The organism is Fluviibacter sp. (assembly GCF_057744235.1).
The window spans coordinates 20403-41329 of the sequence record NZ_JBIJFP010000016.1 but is presented as its reverse complement, the minus strand read 5'-3'; the positions used below and the strand labels follow the sequence as shown (position 1 = coordinate 41329).

The window sequence follows — 20927 nt, the reverse complement described above, 5'->3', positions numbered from 1 at the left end:
CCGGGCTGGACATTCCCGGTCTGCAGGACTGGCTGCTGTCATTCAGTATGGCGTGGGCGCAGGAGCTCTGCATCATTATGTTTGTGTGGATGGCCAAGTTCGGCGCTGCTTATGGGGTGCGTACCGGCATCCATGTGGGCGTTGATGTGATGATCAACCGATTGCCGGACGAGAAGCGCAAATGGTTCATCAGCTTCGGTCTGCTGGCAGGCGCTGTCTTTACCGGCATTATCTCCTATCTCGGTTACCACTTTGTCATGGAAAACGGCCTGCGCTATGCAAGTCTGAGCTACTTTGGTATCGATACCGGAGAGCACTTTGAAGGTCCGGTCACGCCAGATCTGGAGTGGCCCACCTGGATTGTCTATTCTGCCATTCCGCTAGGTTCGGGGCTGATGTGCTTCCGTTTCCTGCAAGTCCTAGTGTCGTTCAACAAAACTGGCGAGCTCCCACACGTCGATCATGGCCATGTTGAAGGCCTTGACGACGATACGGCCACCGATCCGATGGTCGGGCCCGGCACTAAGGCGCAAGACACCCCGTGGTTCGAGAATACCAAGGGTCTGTATCCCAAGGAACTTGATAAAAACAAAGATTCCGAAAACAAGGAAGGGGGTGCGAAATGAGTACCTTGATCATCTTCAGCATCCTTCTGGTCCTTATGCTGACCGGGATGCCGATCTCCATTGCATTGGGTCTCACGGTGCTCAGCTTCCTGTTCACCTTGACGCAAGTGCCGCTGGAATCCGTGGCGCTCAAGCTGTTCACAGGGATCGAGAAGTTCGAAATCATGGCGATTCCGTTTTTCATCCTGGCGGGTAATTTCCTCACCCACGGTGGGGTTGCCAAACGGATGATCCGCTTCGCTTCCGACATGGTCGGTCATTTCTACGGTGGCCTTGGTCTGGCCGGTGTGGTGGCGTGTGCGCTGTTTGCCGCCGTGTCGGGTTCATCGCCCGCAACGGTGGTGGCAATCGGTTCCATTCTGCTGCCGGCAATGGTCAAGGCAGGTTTCCCGAATCGTTTTGGTGCCGGCATCATCACGACCTCGGGGGCTCTCGGTATTCTGATTCCGCCTTCCATCGTCATGGTGATGTTCTCCGTCTCGACCAATACCTCGGTGGGGGCCTTGTTCATGGCTGGTGTGATTCCGGGGCTGATGCTGGCCACCATGCTCGGCCTCACCACCTGGTATCTGGCCCGCAAGCATGACTATCCACGTTTGCCGAAGGCCAGCTTCGTGCAGCGTATCAAGTCCTTCAAGGAATCGATCTGGGGCCTGATGCTGATCGTGGTTGTGATGGGGGGGATCTACACGGGTATCTTCACACCGACAGAGGCGGCTGCCATCAGTGCGGTCTACGCATTCATCATTGCCGTCTTTGTCTACAAGGATATGGGGCTGAAGGATGTGCCGCGCGTACTGCTGTCTTCGGCCAACATGAGCGCCATGTTGCTGTACATCATCACGAACGCCGTGCTCTTCTCGTTCCTGATGACGCATGAAAATATTCCGCAAGCCATGGCCGACTGGTTGCTGGACAAAGGCCTAGGGGTTATTACCTTCCTGCTGTTCGTTAACATCATCCTGCTGGTGGCCGGTAACTTCATGGAGCCATCTTCGATCGTGCTGATCTTCTCGCCGATCCTGTTCCCGGTTGCCATGAAGCTGGGCATCGATCCAGTGCATTTCGGCATCATGATGGTCGTTAACATGGAGGTCGGCATGTGTCACCCGCCTGTCGGTTTAAATCTCTATGTGGCATCCGGGATAACCAAAATGGGCATTACCGAGCTCACCATTGCCGTCTGGCCATGGCTGCTCACCATGCTGGTATTCCTCGTGGTTGTGACCTACTGGCCTGGTTTGAGCCTTTGGTTGCCGCGTACCCTGGGTATGATCGGCTAAACGTGCCTTAGTACAGAGCCCGGCTTACGCCGGGCTCTGCTTTTTATCGTATGCTTTTATCTTTACGGAATTTTCTTTAACGCATGGCTCCTGCCTCCACCGTATCGAAGCCCACTCCCATCAAGTCGCGCTATCTGTTCGCCTTGATCATCGTGGTGTGTGTGGTAGTCGGGTATGTTGCTTATGGACAGATATTCGCTCGGGAAATGGAGCGGGAGGCGGATCGTAACCGCCAGCACCTTGAGAGCCTGAGTCTCTCGCTGAGTGCCACACTGCAGAAATACGAAGAACTGCCGCTGGTTATTGCCCAGGATCGCCGCATTCGCAACGCGCTTGAGCATGCTAATACATCCCCTGTGCTCGGAGAGGCCAATCGCTACCTCGAGCGTATCAATCAGATACTTGGAACGGAAACTATCTACACCATGAATGAACATGGTCTGACGCTGGTCTCCAGTAACTGGCGCAAACCGGATAGTTTTGTCGGTGATAACTACGCCTTCCGCCCGTACTTTGTTGATGCCGTCAGCCAGGGTGTCGGTCGGTTCTATGGTGTGGGTATTGCCTCGGGTAAACCCGGGTATTACATCGCCTATTCCATCAAGGCTGATCAGGATCTGCTGGGGGTCATTACCATCAAGATTGGTTTGTCGGACATTCAGAAAGCGCTCTCTGAAACGAAAAATGACCTTGTGGTCATTAATGAGGATGGCGTGGTGATTCTTGCTTCTGATCCCGTGAACCGTTATAAAACGACCCGGCCACTCAACGATGCTGCGGCAGAGCGTATTGCCGTTACTCGACAGTTTCCAGGGCAACCCCTGTCGGGAATGGTCTACATGGGTTTGCCCATTCAGCTTGATGTGAATGAGCCTGTCAGTCTCGTGGGGGATAACCGCTATATGGTGCAATCGGTGCCTTTGGGGAAACGGGGGTGGCAAATTGCTCAGATCAACGATACACGTGAAGCGCGCAACTATGCGATGGCCAGTGCTCTGGCCATTGGCTTTGCGGTGGGTTTTCTGCTGATCACAGTATTGAATATCTATTTTCGTCGTCGTGAGCGTGAAGAAAAACATCAGCTATACGCCAATATCGATGCAAAAATTGACGAGCATACGGCCGAACTCACCGCCAAAATTTCAGAGTTGGAACGGGCAGAGAGCGTTTTACGGCAAACCCGGGACGAAGCCGTTCAGGCCGGGAAGATGGCCGTACTGGGACAGATGGCTGCGGGTATTACCCATGAGCTGAGTCAGCCACTTTCAGCCATCCAGCTCTATGCCGGGAACGCCCGAAAACTGATTGACGCTGGTCGCCTGGATGTCGTGGCCGAGAATATCGACAATATTAACGAGCTGGTCACGCGAGCGGGCGGTATTCTTTCCGAATTGAAGACCCTCTACCGTAATGACCCAACCGCCATCGAACCGGTGCCCTTGGCATTAGTGATCCAGAACGCCTTGCTGGTCATGTCGCCCTTTGTCGAAAAAGCCCGTATTCGGTTACAGCTGAATGTGGGGAATGAACGCGTCCTGGGGGCACGGGGGAAACTGGAACAGGTCTTTATCAACCTCTTATCGAATGCCGTGGATGCCTTGTCCGGTCGTGATAATCCGCAAATCGATGTTGTTGCCGAACAACGGGGGGCCGATGTCGTGGTGCGTTTCAGCGATAACGGGCCGGGCGTGGGTGCGGCCCAGGTTGATCAGCTTTTCGAACCCTTCTTTACGACCAAACCCACGGGGCAGGGCTTGGGGCTGGGTCTGGCCATTACACGGTTTATTGTTGATTCGGTTGGTGGCAGAATCTCCTGTGCCAATCTGCCTTCAGGCGGCCTCGAATTTACCCTGCATTTTAGAGGGGCAGATCATCTGTCATAAATCATGAATGCGAATACACCAGAAAAATCGGCCGTAACCGTCTGCCTCATTGAAGACGATGAGCCTATTTTGCGGGGGTGTGCTCAGGCGCTGCTGCTGGAAGGTTTCCAAGTGCGGGGCTATGCCAGCGCCGGTGCTTTTTTGCAGACGGAACGTCCTGAATTTCCTTTCGTTCTGGTGACGGATGTCAATCTGCCCGACGAAGATGGGCTCTCGGTCATGCGCAGAGTGCTGTCAGAAAACCGGCAGGTCCCGGTAATCGTGATGACAGGGCATGGTGATATCGGCATGGCTGTGGAGTCCATGCGTGAGGGCGCTTTTGACTTCATTGAAAAACCCTTCAGCCCCGACCGCTTAACAACCACCGTGCGGAACGCTGTCGATAAGGCGCGGCTGGTCTATCAGGTGGCCGCCCTCTCCAAAGAACAGGCGGTGGGAGCCCCTGTATTCATTGGCCAATCCGAACGCGTCCGTTTGCTCAAGCAACAGATTGCGGCACTGGCACCCACCGGCGTCGATATTCTCATCAACGGTGAAACCGGAAGTGGCAAGGAGGTGATCGCGCAAAGCCTGCACTATGCCAGCAAACGGCCGGGGCCCTTTGTGGCTATCAACTGTGCGGCATTGCCGGAAACCATTTTCGAGAGCGAGCTCTTCGGGCACGAGGCCGGCGCGTTTACCGGTGCCGTGAAACGCCGGATTGGTAAATTCGAGTTTGCCAAAAACGGCACCATCTTTCTTGACGAGATCGAATCCATGCCACTGGCTTTGCAGGCCAAGCTGCTGAGAACGATCCAGGAGCGCACGATTCAGCGTCTGGGGGCGAATGAATCCATCCCCGTTTCTTGTCGCATCGTTGCGGCCACCAAAGTGAACCTAAAGACCCTATCGGATCAGGGTGGTTTTCGCAGCGATCTTTATTTTCGCCTGAATGTCGTCAATCTCTATCTGCCGCCTTTGCGGGAGATTGCCGAGGATATTCCGCTGATTTTTAATTACTACCTGACGCATTACCGGGAAAAATACGGCGTGCCCCCGGTTGAACCCTCGGCGGCGGTATTGCGCTATCTGGTGTCTCATCCCTGGCCCGGCAATATCCGGGAGCTCAAGAATTTTGCCGAGCGGGTTGCCATCGGTTTTCCCTTTGCCGAAGGGGAGGCCGGTTCCGACGAGCAGCAGCCGTTGACCCTGGCTCAGATGCTAGAGAAGGCCGAGCGCGGTGCCCTCGTTAACGCGCTCCGGCTGGCCGCTGGACATGTGGCGGATGCCGCTGCGATTCTCGGCATTCCCGCCAAAACCCTCTACGATAAGTTGGCCCGTTTCGGTATCTCCATGACCGATTTCAAAGGCTGACAGGCCCTAACATTGCTGCAAACCGGGATATGCCATGGCGTCCTGTCCGGAAAGCGATAAAAAAGCCTGTGAAATCAGGGTTTGAAGCGGCCCCTTTTGGTGACATGGTGCGCTGCGCAACCCCTGGTTCTGCTAAAATAGCCGTTTTATTAACCGCCGACCCGAACGGAGTTTTTTATGGCAATTCAACGCACCCTTTCCATTATCAAACCTGATGCCGTCGCTAAGAACGTTATCGGTCAAATCATTGCCCGCTTCGAAGGCGCTGGCCTGAAAGTGGTTGCCGGCCGTCTGGTGCACCTATCGGCTGCTGAAGCGGGTCAGTTCTATGCGGTTCACAAAGAGCGTCCTTTCTTCAAGGATCTGGTTGAGTTCATGATTTCTGGCCCTGTGTTCGTGCAAGTGCTGGAAGGTGAAGACGCCATCGCCAAAAACCGCGACCTGATGGGTGCAACGGATCCTAAAAAGGCTGCGCCAGGTACCATCCGCGCTGACTTTGCAGAATCGATCGATGCCAACGCTGTTCACGGTTCTGATGCACCAGAAACTGCCGCTGTGGAAATCGCTTTCTTCTTCCCAGGCATGAACGTATACAGCCGATAAGATTGCGCTAAAGCAGTAACGATGCAAAATCTGCTCGACCTCGATATGGCCGGGCTGAAAGCCTGGTTGGCCCAGATTGGCGAAAAGCCTTTCCGGGCCAATCAGCTTTTACGCTGGATCTATCAGCGCGGTGAAACTGATTTCTCCGCCATGTCGGACCTTGCGCGCGTATTTCGCGAGCGACTGCCGACCGTGGCCGAAATCCGTTTGCCAACCATTGTTTCAGACAAGATTTCTGATGATGGCACCCGCAAGTTCCTGATGGATGTGGGGGCCAGCAACCTGATCGAAACCGTGTTCATTCCGGAAACCGATCGGGGCACCCTGTGTATTTCCACCCAGGTGGGTTGTGCGTTGGACTGTTCGTTCTGCTCCACCGGCAAGCAAGGTTTTAACCGTAATCTGACCACAGCTGAAATCATCGGCCAGCTCTGGTTGGCCAACCGTGCGCTGGGCTTTGATCCGGCGGGTGAGCGCATCATCTCCAATGTCGTCATCATGGGCATGGGTGAGCCCTTGGCTAATTTTGAGGCACTGGTACCGGCATTGAATCTGATGCTCGATGACCATGCCTACGGCTTATCCCGTCGCCGCGTCACAGTGTCCACCTCCGGCGTGGTGCCAGCCATGGACCGCTTGCGAGAAGCCTGCCCAACGGCGCTGGCTGTATCCCTGCATGCGCCGAATGACGCGCTGCGTGATGTGCTGGTGCCGATTAACCAGAAATATCCGTTGCCAGAGCTGATGGCAGCCTGCAAACGCTATCTGGACAAGGCCCCCCGCGACTTCATCACCTTCGAATACGTGATGCTGGATGGCGTGAACGATAGTCCGGCTCAGGCGCGCGAGCTGGTGGCGTTAGTCAGCAAGGCGGGTTTCCGCTGCAAATTCAATCTGATTCCGTTCAATCCTTTCCCGGGTAGTCCGTATCGTCGTTCGCCACGCGACCGGATCAGTACGTTTGCTAACGTACTGATCGGTGCAGGCTATGTGACGACTACGCGTAAAACACGCGGTGATGATATTGATGCGGCCTGCGGTCAGTTGGCCGGACAGGTGCAGGATAAAACCAAGCGCACGCGTCCGTTGCCGCCGGTTCTGAGCGTGAACTCGGGAGGTGGGGGGTGATGCGGCCGATCATGCGCCAAAGCCTGCTGGTGCTACTCTCCGCCATGCTGGTGGCCGGATGCACGACCACAGGGAATGCTCAGGTCTCCGGAGATTCCCGGCCGGTCCCGGCCGACCCCTTGAGCCGTGCCCGCATTCATACCGAGCTGGCAGCACTCTATTTCCAGCAGGGCAGCATGAAAACGGCTCTGGAGGAGCTGGGCAACGCCGTGCGCATCGACCCGCAATACGCGCCCGCTTACAGCATGTATGGCCTCGTGTTCATGCAACTGGGTGAGCGGACTCAAGCCAACGACAGTTTTCAGAAAGCGATCACGCTGGCGCCAAATGATCCTGACATCCGCAATAACTACGGCCTCTTTCTCTGCGAGTCACAGCAATATGCGGCAGGGTTGGCCCAGTTGAATCTGGCGCTCGCCAATCCTCTTTATGGCACACCGGCCAGGGCACTCGTCACCGCGGCGCGCTGTGCGCACGATATGGGCAATGACACCCTGGCTGCCAACTACCGTCAACGCGCATCGGCGCTCGGTGTGACAACAACATTTGATGCGACGTCATCAACCCGACAGACACTTCAGTAACCGGTCATCCGGACAGCACCATGCAAAACGATCTCGAACAGCACCCACAAAATGAACTTAATATGGCCCCCATGCAGGCACCTGTGCCCATGCCAGCGGAAGCACCGGTCACTAATGCCGGTCTGACGCGGGCGCGAGAGGCCAAGCGCCTGTCAATCGGCGACGTTGCCTATGCGCTGAAAGTCAGCCCCCGCGTTATTGAATCCATTGAAGTATCTGACTGGGCCGCCTTGCCTGGCCGTACCTTTACCGTCGGCATTCTGCGCGCTTACGGACGTATGCTGGAGGTGTCGGTCGATGCGATCATTGCAGAAATCCCCGGTGCCATGCCCGATATGAAAAAGAATCTGGTGCAGGCGAACAACGCACGCAAGGCAGCGCCGACATCGCGCCGCGACGGTGAGAGCAAGCGTCAGGAAAAACGGATGCTCAAAGCGGGCGCAGTGATGATCACGCTGGCCATCGTTCTGGCCTATGCCATACCTACCCGTGTCTGGGAAAACCTGCTGCAGTCGGGGCAGGCCCTTGCAGAACGCTGGGTGCGTCCGGATGTCGTTCAGCCGCCTGTCGAACCGGTGGCCGTGGCACCAGCTGGCGCGGGTGCACCTGCTGGTAGTGATGGCGCACCTGCTGCGCAGACCCAGGCCCAGACGAGCCCGGGCACCCTTGAACTCAAGTTTTCTGCGCCGGCATGGGTGGAGGTCCGTGATTACACGGGCCGCATTATTTATTCGCAGTTGAATACAGCGGGTACCACTCAGTTTATTACGGGAGCGGCACCGCTGGACGTGCTGATTGGTAATGCGCGTCAGGTACAGGCCCGCTGGCGCGATGAACCCGTCAAACTCGATAAACTGTCGACCGATGACGTGGCCCGTCAGGTTCTCCGTTAATCCACCGCATTGAGGTAGATACGATGATCCTGCAACGCAAAGAGACACGTCGCGTTTCCATCGGCCAGGTGGCTATGGGTGGTGGGGCACCGATCGTGGTGCAGGCCATGACCAACACTGACACGGCCGATGTGTTGAAGACGGCGATTCAGGTGGCCGAGCTTGCCCGTGCCGGTGCCGAACTTGTCCGCATTACGGTCAATTCGCCGGAAGCAGCGGCTGCCGTGCCGGAGATTCGAGAACATCTGTTGCGCATGAATGTGGATGTGCCGTTGATCGGTGATTTTCACTACAACGGCCATCGTCTGCTTAGCGATTATCCGGCCTGTGCCGAAGCGTTGGCCAAGTTCCGCATTAATCCGGGCAACGTCGGCTTTGGCAAAAAAAAGGATGAGCAGTTCTCGCAGATGATCGAACTGGCGATCCGCTACAGCAAACCGGTGCGCATTGGCGTTAACTGGGGTAGCCTGGATCAGTCCGTACTGGCCCGCGTTATGGATGACAATGCCCGCAAAGTCACGCCAGGCTCGGCCGGTGATGTGATGCGTGAGGCCCTAATCCTGTCGGCGCTAGAGTCGGCCACGCTTGCAGAAAATATCGGCCTGCCGGGTGATCGCATTGTGCTTTCTTGCAAGGTCTCCAGTGTGCAGGATCTGATCGCCGTGTACCGGGATCTATCGGCGCGCTGCAACTACCCGCTCCACCTCGGGCTGACCGAGGCGGGTATGGGATCCAAGGGCATCGTCGCCTCGACAGCGGCCATGGCCGTGCTCATGCAGGAAGGCATTGGCGACACCATTCGCGTGTCGTTGACGCCGGAGCCGAATGGCTCACGTTCACTCGAGGTGCAGGTTGCGCAGGAACTGTTGCAAACCATGGGACTGCGAGCCTTTACGCCATTGGTGACGGCCTGTCCGGGGTGTGGGCGTACGACCAGCGTCTTCTTCCAGGAGCTGGCGGCCGAGGTTCAGAACTATGTGCGTGCCCAAATGCCGCAGTGGCGTGAACAGTTCGACGGTGTTGAAAACATGACGCTGGCCGTCATGGGTTGCATCGTCAACGGCCCCGGCGAAAGCAAGCACGCTAACATCGGTATTTCTCTGCCGGGCACCGGCGAAGTGCCGGCTGCGCCAGTCTTCGAGGATGGTGTGAAAACCGTCACCCTGCGTGGCGACAATATCGCGAACGAATTCAAAGACATTATTGACCGGTATGTTGAACGAACATACCAGCGGAAAGCCTGAAGTAAAACATGACTGAGCGTTTGCAAGCCGTACGCGGCATGAATGACATCCTGCCGGATGCGGCGGAATCCTGGGAGTGGCTGGAAGAAGCCGTGCGTGGCTGGCTCAAGAGTTACGGTTACCGTCCGATCCGCATGCCGATCGTGGAACCGACCCCGCTGTTCAAACGTGCTATTGGTGAGGTAACGGATATCGTCGAAAAGGAAATGTATTCCTTTGTCGATAGCCTCAACGGTGAGACACTGACTCTGCGCCCCGAAGGCACGGCCGGTTGCGTGCGCGCGGTGATCCAGCATAACGTTGCCGCCGAGCGCCCACAGCGCCTGTATTACATGGGCCAGATGTTCCGTCACGAGCGTCCGCAGAAAGGTCGTTACCGTCAGTTTCATCAGGTTGGGGTCGAAGCCTTCGGTTTCACCGGGCCGGATGTTGATGCCGAGCAGATCCTCATGGGTGCCCGCTTATGGCAGGAACTGGGACTCGCCAACATTCGTCTTGAGCTCAACAGCCTCGGCCAGCCGGCAGAGCGCGCCGAACATCGTGCCGCGCTGATTGCCTATTTTGAGGCGCATCAGGATCAGCTAGATGACGATGCCCAGCGTCGCCTGCACAGCAACCCGTTGCGTATTCTGGACACTAAAAATCCGGACATGCAGGCACTGGTCGCGGCCGCACCGCGTCTGATGGATTACCTCGGCGCCGAATCGCTGGCGCATTTTGAACGCGTGCAAGCGCTGGTCCGTCATGCCGGCATCCCTTTTACCGTGAACCCGCGTCTGGTTCGTGGTCTCGATTACTACAATCTCACCGTATTTGAATGGGTGACCGATGCGCTGGGTGCGCAGGGCACCGTCTGCGCCGGGGGCCGTTATGACGGCCTCGTCGAGCAACTCGGCGGCAAACCAATGCCGGCCTGTGGTTTTGCGCTGGGCGTCGAGCGGCTGCTGGCCCTGCTGGAAGATGTGGGGCATTTGCCGCAGCCAGCATCGCCCGATGTCTACCTGATTCACCAGGGTGATGCGGCGGCCGATCTGGCGATCCGTGTCGCCGAAAGCCTGCGCGATACCGGGCTTGATGTGGTCTACCACTGCGGTGGTGGCAGCTTCAAATCGCAGATGAAACGGGCGGATCACTCCGGCGCGCCGCTGGCCGTGATTATTGGGGAGGATGAAGTCGCCAGCGGTGAGGTGACCGTCAAGACGATGCGCCAGAAAGATTGGGCGGAAGGTGAAACCGCCAATAACCAGATTCGAGTGCCGCTGGATGATCTGGCCGAGCACATCATGTCACAATGGTCGGAAAACGACCTCGGTCAGGGCTTCTAAGCACACCGGGTCTCTAGAGGAAAATTGGAAATGGCTGTTTACGATCTCGAAGAACAGGAACAGATTGCTGCCTTGCGCAGCTGGTGGAAGCAATATGGTGGTTGGGCCATCGGCATTGTGCTGATTGTCGCCTTGGGGGGATTGGGTTGGTATGGATGGCAGAGCTACCTAAAGAACCAGAATGCCGAAGCCAGCCGGATCTACCTGGTACTGCAACAGGCCAGTGCCCAGCAGGATACGAGCCGCATCAAGCAGGCGGCTGGAGAACTGGTCAACCAGTATCCGCGCAGTCAGTTTGCATCGCTGGGTGCACTGCTGGCCGCCACGACCCTGGATGCCGCCGGTGATGCCAAAAGCGCTGAAGCGCAGTTGATCTGGGTGGCGGATAACGGCAAGGATGCGGTGCGTGGCATTGCCCGCCTGCGTCTGGCCGGCATGCAGATGGATGAAAAGAATTTTGATGGTGCACTGAAAACGTTGTCTGATACCCCACCGCCGGGTTTTGCCGCCCGTTTTGATGCGGCCAAAGGCGATGCCTACGTCGCACAGGGCAAGTTCAGTGAAGCACGAGCCAGCTATGATGCGGCGCTAAAAAATCTCGAGCCAACCGCTAAGGATGTCACGCCGAATTCGGAATTTGCCGGAAGCGAACCGGGTCAGCTACTGCGTCGACTGGTGATTGAAAAACGCGACGCGTTAACCACCGCTGCCGCAGCAGGAAAGTAATCCGATGAGTCACGCTCGCCAACTCAAAACCGTTGTGGCCGTCAGCCTCCTGGCATTGACGCTCGGCGGGTGCGGCTTGTTCGGCAGCTCCAAACCCAAACCTACCCCGCTAACGCCGATTGTCGAGCGGGTTGGTATCAAGCAGGATTGGCAGGCCTCGGTCGGCAAAGCTGGCCGATTTACCTTCCTTCCTGCCACTGGCGGCCCGGTGGTGTTATCGGCGTCGCATGATGGTACCGTGGTCCGCCTGGATAACGGCAAGGAAGTCTGGCGGGCCAATGCGGGGCAGAAGCTCTCGGCCGGCACAGCCAGCGATGGCCGTCTGGTGGTGGTTGGCACCTACAAGGGCGAAGTCCTGACATTTGATTTCGAAACCGGTAAACCTGGTTGGAACGCCAACGTCAAAGGCGAGCTGGTTGCTGCACCGGCCATCACCGAAGGGCTGGTCATCGTGCGGACCAGTGACAACCGCGTGATTGCGCTTGACGGCATGGATGGCAAACAGCGCTGGAACTACCAGCGCAGCAATCCACCCCTGGCCGTGCGATCGGTGGCGCCACCGTTGCCTTTTGGTCCGTTTGTGCTGGTCGGCATGCCCGGAGGAAAACTGTATGCATTGTCCTTGCAGAATGGTGCGCCGGCCTGGGAAGGCACCGTCTCTGTGCCGCGCGGAGCCACCGAGCTGGATCGCGTCTCCGATGTGGTGACTGTGCCGGCAGTGCAAGGTCCACAGATGTGCGCCGTGGCCTTCCAGGGACGTGCAGCCTGTTTTGACATGCAGGGCGGCACGCAGATCTGGTCACGTGAGGTGTCTTCGGTGGCCGGCATCACCATGGATGACCGTCGCGTCTTTATCCCTGACGAGCAAGGCGTTGTGCACGCCTTTGACCGTGGCACGGGCGCCTCGGTCTGGCGTCAGGACAAACTCAAGTACCGTAATCTTTCAGCGCCGGTGGCATTGCCTCTGGGGCTGGTCGTTGGCGATGCAGAGGGTTTTCTGCATGTGCTTGACCGGGATAACGGTGAATTTATCAGCCGCATGAATGTCGGCGGCGGTGGGGTCATGTCGATCCTGCCGGCATTGAGTCCTAATACCGTTCTGCTGCAAACAGCAGGCGGGTCTCTGATGGCGGTAACGTTGCAATGAAACCTACAATCGCCCTGGTTGGCCGTGCCAACGTTGGCAAATCTACTCTGTTTAACCGTCTGACCCGCTCGCGTGACGCTATTGTTGCTGATATGCCGGGTCTGACGCGTGATCGCCACTATGGCCACGGCAAAATCGGCCGCAAGGGTTTTCTGGCCATCGACACCGGTGGCTTCGAACCCAAATCGCGTGAAGGTATCACTCAGGAAATGGCGCGCCAGACAGAGCAGGCCATTCATGAAGCCGACCGCATTATTTTCGTGGTGGACGGCCGTGAAGGCATCACGCCGCTGGATAAGGATATTGCCCAGTTGCTGCGCCGGATTAATCGTCCGGTGCTGGTGGCCGTGAATAAAGTCGAAGGGATGGATCGCGGGGTGGTCTCTGCCGAGTTCCATGAACTGGGCCTGGGCGAGCCGCATGCCATTTCGGCCGCCCATGGCGAAGGTGTGCGCAGTCTCATCGACGAAGCGCTTGATGAATTCCCGGAAGATCCGGAAGACGATGGCAATGCCGAGCGCGTACCGCGCGTGGCCATTGCCGGCCGCCCGAATGTTGGTAAATCCACGCTGATCAATGCACTGCTCGGTGAAGAGCGCGTTATTGCTTTCGACCAACCGGGTACCACCCGTGATGCCATCGAAATCGAATTCGAGCGTGGCGACAAGAAATATCAGTTGATCGACACGGCGGGTGTGCGTCGCAAGGGTCGGGTCTTCGAAGCCATTGAAAAGTTTTCGGTCATTAAAACCCTGCAGGCGATTGAAGCGGCGAACGTCGTGATTCTGGTGCTCGATGCCCAGCAGGATGTGGCTGATCAGGATGCCCACCTGGCAGGCTTTATCAAGGAATCCGGTCGAGCGCTGGTGGTGGCCATCAACAAATGGGACGGCATGGACGCGTATGATCGCGAGCAATGCAAGCTCGGCATCGAACGTCGTTTCAAGTTCCTCGATTTCGCCAGCTTCCACTACATCTCCGCCAAAGAGGGTAAGGGGCTGGATGGCGTCATGCGCTCGGTTGACAAGGCCTATGCCGCGGCCATGGCCAAGTTGTCCACACCGCAATTGACCCGTGTGCTGATGGATGCCGTGGCTCGGCAGACACCGCCGCGTCATGGCATTTTCCGGCCGAAGCCCCGTTATGCCCACCAGGGTGGCATGAATCCGCCGCTGATCGTGATCCACGGTAATGCGCTGAATCACATTCCGGACAGCTATCGTCGGTACCTGGAACACTGCTTCCGCGACCACTTCCATTTGCAGGGAACGCCACTGCGTTTGCAGTTTAACGTGTCGCACAACCCCTATGTGGATGATTAATCGACGTTTCTGTCTGACTGTGCGTAAAATGCTTTGCGCATTTCCGTGTTTTGCTTTACATTGATCCACTGAGCACTTAACTTCCCAATCCCGCAATAATCAGAACAAGCGGAGTACAACAATGACAAATAAGGGCCAGTTGCTACAGGATCCTTTCCTCAACGCCTTGCGCCGTGAACACGTGCCGGTGTCCATTTACCTGGTGAACGGCATCAAGCTACAGGGGCAGATTGAATCCTTCGATCAATACGTTGTGCTGTTGCGTAATACCGTCACCCAGATGGTGTACAAGCACGCTATTTCCACGGTTGTACCGGCCCGCGCCGTCAGCTTCAGCCAGGAGCCGCCCGCGGCATGACCGCCAGTGACCCGGCACTGGCCGGGTTGTCCGACCCTCGGTTAGCCAGAAAGCCCACGCAATCCCGTGCGGCCGGCCAGGCGCTGGAGCGGGTGCTGCTCGTGCAAGTGGATTTCGGCAAACTGGATGTCGATGAAGCCGTTGAGGAAGTCCGCATGCTCGCCGAATCAGCAGGCGCTGAGGTGGTGGATATTATGACCTGTCGGCGTGATCGGCCGGATGTTGCGCTGTTTGTAGGTTCTGGCAAAGCCGAAGAAATCGGCCAACAGGCGAAAGCGCTGGATGCGGGTCTGATTATTTTCAATCACAACCTCTCTCCGGTGCAGCAACGCAACCTGGAGCAGGTTGTGCACGGACGGGTCATCGACCGTACCACCCTGATTCTGGATATTTTTGCCCTGCGCGCGCAAAGCGCCGAAGGCAAACTGCAGGTCGAGCTGGCCCAGCTAGAGCATCTGGCCTCCCGCCTGATTCGTGGCTGGACGCACCTCGAGCGCCAACGCGGTGGCATCGGCATGCGTGGCCCCGGTGAAACCCAGCTGGAAACAGACCGCCGGCTGATCGGCACCCGTGTCAAAATGCTCAAGGACCGCCTGTCCCGGTTGGCCAAGCAACGGCGAACGCAGGGGCGGGCGCGCAGTCGTCAGGGCGTGCTGACCATTTCCCTGGTCGGTTACACCAATGCCGGCAAATCCACGCTATTCAATGCACTGACGCACTCCGGTGCTTATGCGGCTGACCAGTTGTTTGCGACGCTGGATACCACGGTGCGTCGTGTCTGGCTGCCTGAAGCCGGCAACGTGGTTGTGGCCGATACGGTCGGGTTTATCCGGGATCTACCCCACACCCTGGTCGAAGCCTTCAAAGCCACCCTGGAAACCACCACGCAGGCCGATCTCCTGTTACATGTGATTGATGCCGCCAATCCCGCGCGCGAAGAGCAGATTGCCGAAGTCAACAAGGTGTTGGCGGAAATCGGTGCCAGCCATATCCCGCAGATCCGGGTCTACAACAAGTGCGATCTCACCGCCGCCGAGCCCGGCATGGAGCGGGATCCCTATGGTAAAATCAGCCGTGTACGATTGAGCGCCCAGACGGGTGCCGGTCTCCCCTGGCTCAGGGCGGCAATTGCCGAATTTGCCCATCCGGAATCACCAGAAACCGGGCCAGAAAGTTATCCCTCGGAGTTAGCGCCATCCCCGCTGCTGTCGCCTGATGTCGATCAATGATCCCCAATGGGGAAATAGCCACCGACCGGAGCAAAAAGAGCCGGATCAGGCACCAGAAAACGCTGGTGCGGCACCCGCGCAACCTGAGACGGCTGCACCTCATGGTGACCCACCGCTGACCAGCTCAGACGCCACCCAAGAGACACCTCAAGAAACCCGGTCTGCCTTGTCCGGCGGTCAGCAACCGTCGGGTGGGCCTGCATCGCCTAAGCCCGAAGGCCCTCCGGATCTGGAAGAACTCTGGCAGCAACTCGTCTACCGGGCCCGTTGCCGTATCGCCGCCATTCTGCGCCGCCCGCCTCCGCCGGCGCCCCAGCCAATAACGCAATCCGTCTCCCGTTCTGGGGCAGCGACTCAGACTCGTGACACCGCAGAGGGCGTCGAAGCCGCGCCTTTCAACTGGCAGGCACTGTCGTGGCAAAGCTGGCTCATTGGTGTGGCGTTGATTTTCGGCGCTTGGTTGATGAGTGGTTTTTATCTGGTCGATGTTAATCAGCGGGGTGTGGTCAGTCGTTTCGGTATCGTTTCCGGCACCACTGACCCCGGTTGGCAATGGCGTTGGCCATATCCCATTGAAAGCGTGCGCCTCGTCAATGTGACTGGAGAGCGGACGCTGGAGGTGGGCGCTGCGGCTGCCGGTCGCCAGACTCAGGGTCTCATGCTGACGGCCGATCAGAATCTGGTGGCGGTGTCCTACGCCGTGGTCTACCAGGTGATGGACCCGGTGGCCTATGTGACTCATCTGGAAGCGCCCGCAGAACTGCTTGGCGTCGTGTCCGAAACGGCTCTGCGTGACGTAGTCGCCGGCCAGTCGCTGGCCGTCCTGCAACAGGTCCAGGCCCAGGCCCGATCTGCCCCGCCACTGGATGGTGCCCGCCAGCAGGTTCAGGCGACGCTAGATGCCATTCAGGCTGGCCTGGTCGTCAAGAACATCATTATCCGTGATCTGCGTTTGCCCGGGCCCGTGCTCCAGGCTGCCAAGCAGGCAGAGCAGGATGCACAGGCCCGTATCCGATCTTTCCGTGAGGCCCAGACCGCAGCCACTGATGGTCTGATCAAAGCCCACAAGCTGGCCAATCAGCTCCAGAACAACAGCCTGGCCTACGGCAAGGCCATCGATGATGCAGTGAACCATTTGAATGCCGTCACCCCGACTGATCTATCGACCGCCAAGGGTGATATCAGTGTGCTCAATCAGTCGCTGCGCCAGCAGTTCCCGCTGCTCTTCGACAGCAACGCGGATCTGCTGGCACGCACCACCGGCGCGAGTGTGGGGAATCGGGCAAAAACTGATGCCCTACCTTCGGCAACGGGCGCAATGGTTACTACGCCGTCAGTTTCCGTCGAATGGCGGGATCGCGACCTCATGCGCAATCGTGATCGGGTCGATCGTCCGGGGAGTGGTTCATGACAGACCAGAACCGCATGCCGGGAGCACGCCGTCTGTCCGCCGGCCGCTTGGGCGCAGTTGCCCTGACGCTGGCCGCGCTGATGGGAATTTTCTCCATGGTCGTCGTTGAGTCGGGGCAGGTCGGTGTCGTAATCCGTGCTGGCACCGATGGCCCGGTGCGCGTGATCAGTGAACCCGGTATTTATGCTCGCCTGCCTTTTGTGGAGCGGGTCTGGTTGGTGGATACCCGCTGGCAGACTGCCGAGCAGGCGGCACCGCAAGCTTATGTGTCACAGGATCAGCAAACCCTGCAGTTGGCTGGCTGGGCCGTCTGGCGCGTCAATGACCCACAACGTTTTAATGTCGCGACGGCGGCTGGTAAAAATGGCATCGAAGAACGTATTTTCAGCATCCTGAAATCCACGCTCGAACCCATCGTACAGGCACAGACTGCGGGTCAAGTGGATGGTGTATGGCCAGCTGCGCTGCAGACGCAGTGGCTGGCCGCGCTCAATGCGCAGCTCGAGCCGCGGGGCATCGTGGCGGCACAGGTGGGGATTCGTCAGATCGGGTTTTCAGACGCCTTCAACGATGCGGTATACCAGCGCATGAGCGCAGGTCGCCGCCAATCCGAGCAGCAAGTCATCAAGGGCCTTGCCGCCGATGAGCAGCAACTCGTTGCGTTGCAGACCCAGCAGCGCGAGCGCGTGCTGACCGACGCCTATCGTCAGGCCCAACAGCAGCGCCAGTCTGCCGATGCGCGTCTGGTCAGTGCGTATGCCCGACAATACGGCCAGCCGGAAATCTTCCGTGCGCTGCTCACCGACACGGCGGTCGATGCACCTGCGCCCGTTGAGCCTGCCGCATCCGCTGCCCCGCCTGCCCAGTAAACTGCCAGAAGACATTTATGAACGACACGATCTGGTTGGCGATTGCCCTGATGCTCGTATTTGAGGGTATGCTCCCATTCATTTCGCCGCGCATGTGGCGGGAAACCTTTGAACGCATGCTTCAGCTGCGTGACGGCCAGATCCGTTTTCTGGGATTAACCGCCATGCTGGCGGGTGTGCTTATTCTTACTGTATTGCGTCAAACATCATGATGAAGTGGTTGTTGCCTGAATCTGTTGCCGATGCGCTGCCCGATGAGGCTGCACGTCTGGAAGTCCTGCGTCGCCGCCTGCTTGACCTGTATCGTACCCATGGCTACGAGCTGGTGCAGCCACCGCTAATCGAGTATCTGGCGTCGTTGCTGACCGGTGCCGGCCGTGATCTGGATCTGCGCACCTTCAAACTGGTCGATCAGGATTCCGGGCGCATGCTCGGCGTGCGCGCCGACATGACGGCTCAGGTTGCCCGGATTGATGCACACCTGCTCAACCGCCCCGGCGTGGTGCGCCTCTGCTATTGCCATAGTGTGCTGCATGCTCAGCCGGCAGATATGCAGGCCAGCCGCGAGCCTTTCCAGCTCGGTGCCGAACTCTACGGCTATGCCGGTCTGTCGGCCGATCTGGAAGTGGTTCGCCTGGCGGCTGCCACGCTGCAGGCCGCGGGCGCACCGGCTGCCCGCATCGATCTTGGTCACATGGGCATCTTCCGTACGCTCATGACGCTGGCCGGTGTTTCCGACGAAGGGGAAGAACACTTCTTCAAACTGCTGCAGCGTAAGGATGTGCCTGCGCTGGAACAGGAAACTGCCGAATGGCGCCCGGAACTGCGTGCCGCCATGTTGGCGCTGCCACGCCTGTATGGCGATCACAGCGTGCTCGACAAGGCCCGTGAAGCCTTGCCCAAGGTGCCGGCCATTCACAAGGCACTGGATGATCTGCAGGCGCTGCTACAGCAGGCGCCGGATCTGCCGTTATATTTCGATCTCTCGGATTTGCGTGGTTACCATTATCACAGTGGCATCGTCTTCGCCGCCTATTGCCAGGGGCATAGCGCCGCCATGGTGCTGGGAGGCCGTTACGATGGGATCGGTGCGGCCTTTGGTCGGGCCCGGCCGGCTACCGGGTTTTCGCTCGATATCCGTGAACTGTGTCGCCTCGCCAGTCTGTCGGTACCGCCGGCGGCGGTCTTTGCACCCGCATTGTTGGCGGACGCCACTGATGCGGAGCGTCAGGCCCGTGCGCAGGCCATCAATCTGCTGCGTGAGCGGGGCGAGTGCGTGGTCGATGCGTTGCCCGGCGAAACCCGTCAAGGTTTCGCACAGACACAGATCGTCTATAGTGGCAGCATCTGTGACCGCGAACTCATTCAAATTCAGGGTAAGTGGGTGCTCCAGGCCTGCTAAGGCTGAATGCACCGGTGTTTTTTTGATTCATTTCCTTTAGAACAGACGTAACGTATGGCTAAAAATATTGTAGTGGTCGGTACCCAGTGGGGTGACGAGGGTAAGGGCAAGATTGTTGACTGGCTTACCGATAACGCCGGCGGCGTTGTCCGCTTTCAGGGCGGTCATAATGCCGGCCACACACTGGTGATCGGCGACAAGGAATACAAGCTCAATCTCGTGCCGTCCGGCATCGTGCGTGATGGTGTGCACTGCTTCATCGGTAATGGTGTCGTGCTCGACGTACATCACCTGCTCAGCGAAATCGCCACCCTCGAAGCCGATGGCCTCAAGGTCCGCGGCCGTCTGACCATCAGCCCGGGTTGCCCGGTCATTCTGCCGTATCACGCGGCACTGGATCGTGCCCGTGAAGCGAAGCGTTGCAGCGACACCAAGATTGGGACGACCGGTAAAGGCATTGGCCCGACCTACGAAGACAAAGTCGCGCGCCGTGCACTGCGTGTGTATGACCTGTTCCATCCGGAAACGCTGTCTGCCAAGCTCAAGGAACTACTTGATTATCACAACTTCGTACTGACCCAGTATCTGGGTGCCGAGCCCTTGGATCACGGCACCATTCTGGCCCAGGCGCTGGCCGATGCCGAACAGATCAAGCCGATGGTGGGGGATGTCTCTGCAGCGCTGTATGCGGCTAACAAAGCGGGTCAGAACCTGCTGTTCGAAGGTGCGCAGGGTACGCTGCTCGATATTGATCACGGGACCTATCCGTTCGTGACCTCGTCCAACTGTGTGGCCGGTCAGGCCTCGGCGGGTAGTGGCGTCGGTCCGGGTATGCTGCATTACATCCTCGGCATCACCAAGGCCTACACCACGCGCGTCGGTGGCGGCCCGTTCCCGAGTGAGCTGGATATTGATACCGAAGGTACGCCGGGTCACCAGATGTCGACCGTTGGTCGTGAGTTCGGTACCGTGACCGGCCGCAAGCGCCGCTGTGGCTGGTATGATGCCGCTGCCATGCGCCGCTCGGCCATGATCAACGGCCTGACCGGTCTGTGCATCACCAAGCTGGATGTGCTCGATGGTATCGAAGAACTGAAGATCTGCACCGGCTACAAGCTCGATGGAAAGATTCTTGAGCTGCTGCCACTGGGTGCGGATGATGTCGCCCGTTGCGAACCGATCTACGAATCGATGCCGGGCTGGACGGACACCACCTTTGGCGTCAAACGCTGGGATGATCTGCCGCAAGCGGCCCGGAATTATCTGGAGCGACTAGAGCAGGTGACTGGTGTGCCGGTGGCGATTGTTTCCACCGGCCCCGAGCGGGATGAAACAATTGTTCGTGTTCATCCCTTCGCTTGATTTACAGCAAAGAGCCCGCATATGCGGGCTCAGTTGTATGTACTGGCTTGAAAACAAAAAACCCGCACAGAGCGGGTTCAATGTTTTTCGATGGTGCCCAGGAGAGGACTCGAACCTCCACGGAGTTACCCGCTAGTACCTGAAACTAGTGCGTCTACCAATTCCGCCACCTGGGCAGG

The 20927-nt window shown here is 58.1% G+C and carries 20 protein-coding genes and 1 tRNA gene; 20 read left to right on the top strand and 1 reads right to left on the bottom strand.

Features of this window, described 5'->3' with window-relative positions:
* From AC3GOJ_RS08255 to AC3GOJ_RS08160, 20 genes are all read left to right on the top strand, one after another.
* A partial coding sequence (locus AC3GOJ_RS08255; RefSeq protein WP_488236987.1) for a TRAP transporter small permease occupies positions 1–626 on the top strand: 626 nt, incomplete at its 5' end.
* Positions 623–1909 (top strand): TRAP transporter large permease, encoded by a 1287-nt coding sequence (locus AC3GOJ_RS08250; RefSeq protein WP_488236986.1) that lies wholly within the window; start codon positions 623–625, stop codon positions 1907–1909. The genes AC3GOJ_RS08255 and AC3GOJ_RS08250, both read left to right, overlap by 4 nt.
* A gap of 83 nt (positions 1910–1992) precedes the next feature.
* Positions 1993–3792: an ATP-binding protein gene (locus AC3GOJ_RS08245; protein ID WP_488236985.1), complete on the top strand. Its 1800-nt coding sequence runs from the start codon at positions 1993–1995 to the stop codon at positions 3790–3792.
* Between the two features lie 3 nt (positions 3793–3795).
* Positions 3796–5145 carry a sigma-54-dependent transcriptional regulator gene (locus AC3GOJ_RS08240; RefSeq protein ID WP_488236984.1) on the top strand — a complete coding sequence of 450 codons (1350 nt, stop codon included), beginning with the start codon at positions 3796–3798 and terminating at the stop codon, positions 5143–5145.
* Between the two features lie 177 nt (positions 5146–5322).
* Positions 5323–5748, top strand: a complete 426-nt coding sequence (gene ndk, locus AC3GOJ_RS08235) for a nucleoside-diphosphate kinase (RefSeq protein ID WP_488236983.1) — start codon at positions 5323–5325, stop codon at positions 5746–5748.
* Between the two features lie 21 nt (positions 5749–5769).
* A complete protein-coding gene (rlmN, locus tag AC3GOJ_RS08230; protein ID WP_488236982.1) occupies positions 5770–6876 on the top strand; it encodes a dual-specificity RNA methyltransferase RlmN in 1107 nt (368 codons plus the stop codon).
* Positions 6877–6887: 11 nt separating this feature from the next.
* Complete coding sequence (locus AC3GOJ_RS08225; RefSeq protein WP_488236981.1) at positions 6888–7460, top strand: tetratricopeptide repeat protein; 573 nt, start codon at positions 6888–6890, stop codon at positions 7458–7460.
* 20 nt (positions 7461–7480) lie between these two features.
* Positions 7481–8353 carry a helix-turn-helix domain-containing protein gene (locus tag AC3GOJ_RS08220; protein ID WP_488236980.1) on the top strand — a complete coding sequence of 291 codons (873 nt, stop codon included), beginning with the start codon at positions 7481–7483 and terminating at the stop codon, positions 8351–8353.
* 23 nt (positions 8354–8376) lie between these two features.
* Positions 8377–9597, top strand: a complete 1221-nt coding sequence (ispG, locus tag AC3GOJ_RS08215; RefSeq protein ID WP_488236979.1) for a flavodoxin-dependent (E)-4-hydroxy-3-methylbut-2-enyl-diphosphate synthase — start codon at positions 8377–8379, stop codon at positions 9595–9597.
* A gap of 8 nt (positions 9598–9605) precedes the next feature.
* A complete protein-coding gene (gene hisS, locus AC3GOJ_RS08210; RefSeq protein WP_488236978.1) occupies positions 9606–10922 on the top strand; it encodes a histidine--tRNA ligase in 1317 nt (438 codons plus the stop codon).
* Between the two features lie 30 nt (positions 10923–10952).
* The gene (locus AC3GOJ_RS08205; protein WP_488236977.1) at positions 10953–11648 is read left to right on the top strand and encodes a YfgM family protein; all 696 of its coding nucleotides are present in this window, start codon (positions 10953–10955) and stop codon (positions 11646–11648) included.
* Between the two features lie 4 nt (positions 11649–11652).
* Positions 11653–12795 carry an outer membrane protein assembly factor BamB gene (bamB, locus tag AC3GOJ_RS08200; RefSeq protein WP_488236976.1) on the top strand — a complete coding sequence of 381 codons (1143 nt, stop codon included), beginning with the start codon at positions 11653–11655 and terminating at the stop codon, positions 12793–12795.
* Positions 12792–14117 (top strand): ribosome biogenesis GTPase Der, encoded by a 1326-nt coding sequence (gene der, locus AC3GOJ_RS08195; RefSeq protein ID WP_488236975.1) that lies wholly within the window; start codon positions 12792–12794, stop codon positions 14115–14117. The genes bamB and der overlap by 4 nt, the downstream gene beginning before the upstream one ends.
* A gap of 121 nt (positions 14118–14238) precedes the next feature.
* Positions 14239–14475, top strand: a complete 237-nt coding sequence (gene hfq / locus AC3GOJ_RS08190) for an RNA chaperone Hfq (protein ID WP_488236974.1) — start codon at positions 14239–14241, stop codon at positions 14473–14475.
* Positions 14472–15704 carry a GTPase HflX gene (gene hflX, locus AC3GOJ_RS08185; RefSeq protein ID WP_488236973.1) on the top strand — a complete coding sequence of 411 codons (1233 nt, stop codon included), beginning with the start codon at positions 14472–14474 and terminating at the stop codon, positions 15702–15704. The genes hfq and hflX overlap by 4 nt, the downstream gene beginning before the upstream one ends.
* On the top strand, positions 15691–17115 hold the full coding sequence (gene hflK / locus AC3GOJ_RS08180; RefSeq protein WP_488236972.1) for a protease modulator HflK: 1425 nt from the start codon (positions 15691–15693) through the stop codon (positions 17113–17115). The genes hflX and hflK overlap by 14 nt, the downstream gene beginning before the upstream one ends.
* On the top strand, positions 17112–17984 hold the full coding sequence (locus AC3GOJ_RS08175) for an SPFH domain-containing protein (protein ID WP_488236971.1): 873 nt from the start codon (positions 17112–17114) through the stop codon (positions 17982–17984). Before hflK ends, AC3GOJ_RS08175 begins: the two co-directional genes overlap by 4 nt.
* A 17-nt stretch (positions 17985–18001) precedes the next feature.
* The gene (locus tag AC3GOJ_RS08170; protein ID WP_162050416.1) at positions 18002–18196 is read left to right on the top strand and encodes a DUF2065 domain-containing protein; all 195 of its coding nucleotides are present in this window, start codon (positions 18002–18004) and stop codon (positions 18194–18196) included.
* Complete coding sequence (locus AC3GOJ_RS08165; protein ID WP_488236989.1) at positions 18196–19386, top strand: ATP phosphoribosyltransferase regulatory subunit; 1191 nt, start codon at positions 18196–18198, stop codon at positions 19384–19386. Before AC3GOJ_RS08170 ends, AC3GOJ_RS08165 begins: the two co-directional genes overlap by 1 nt.
* A gap of 54 nt (positions 19387–19440) precedes the next feature.
* Complete coding sequence (locus tag AC3GOJ_RS08160) at positions 19441–20748, top strand: adenylosuccinate synthase (RefSeq protein WP_488236970.1); 1308 nt, start codon at positions 19441–19443, stop codon at positions 20746–20748.
* A 91-nt stretch (positions 20749–20839) separates the two neighbouring features.
* Here AC3GOJ_RS08160 and AC3GOJ_RS08155 read toward each other — a convergent pair.
* Positions 20840–20924 (bottom strand) — tRNA-Leu (locus AC3GOJ_RS08155).
* Positions 20925–20927: the final 3 nt, after the last annotated feature.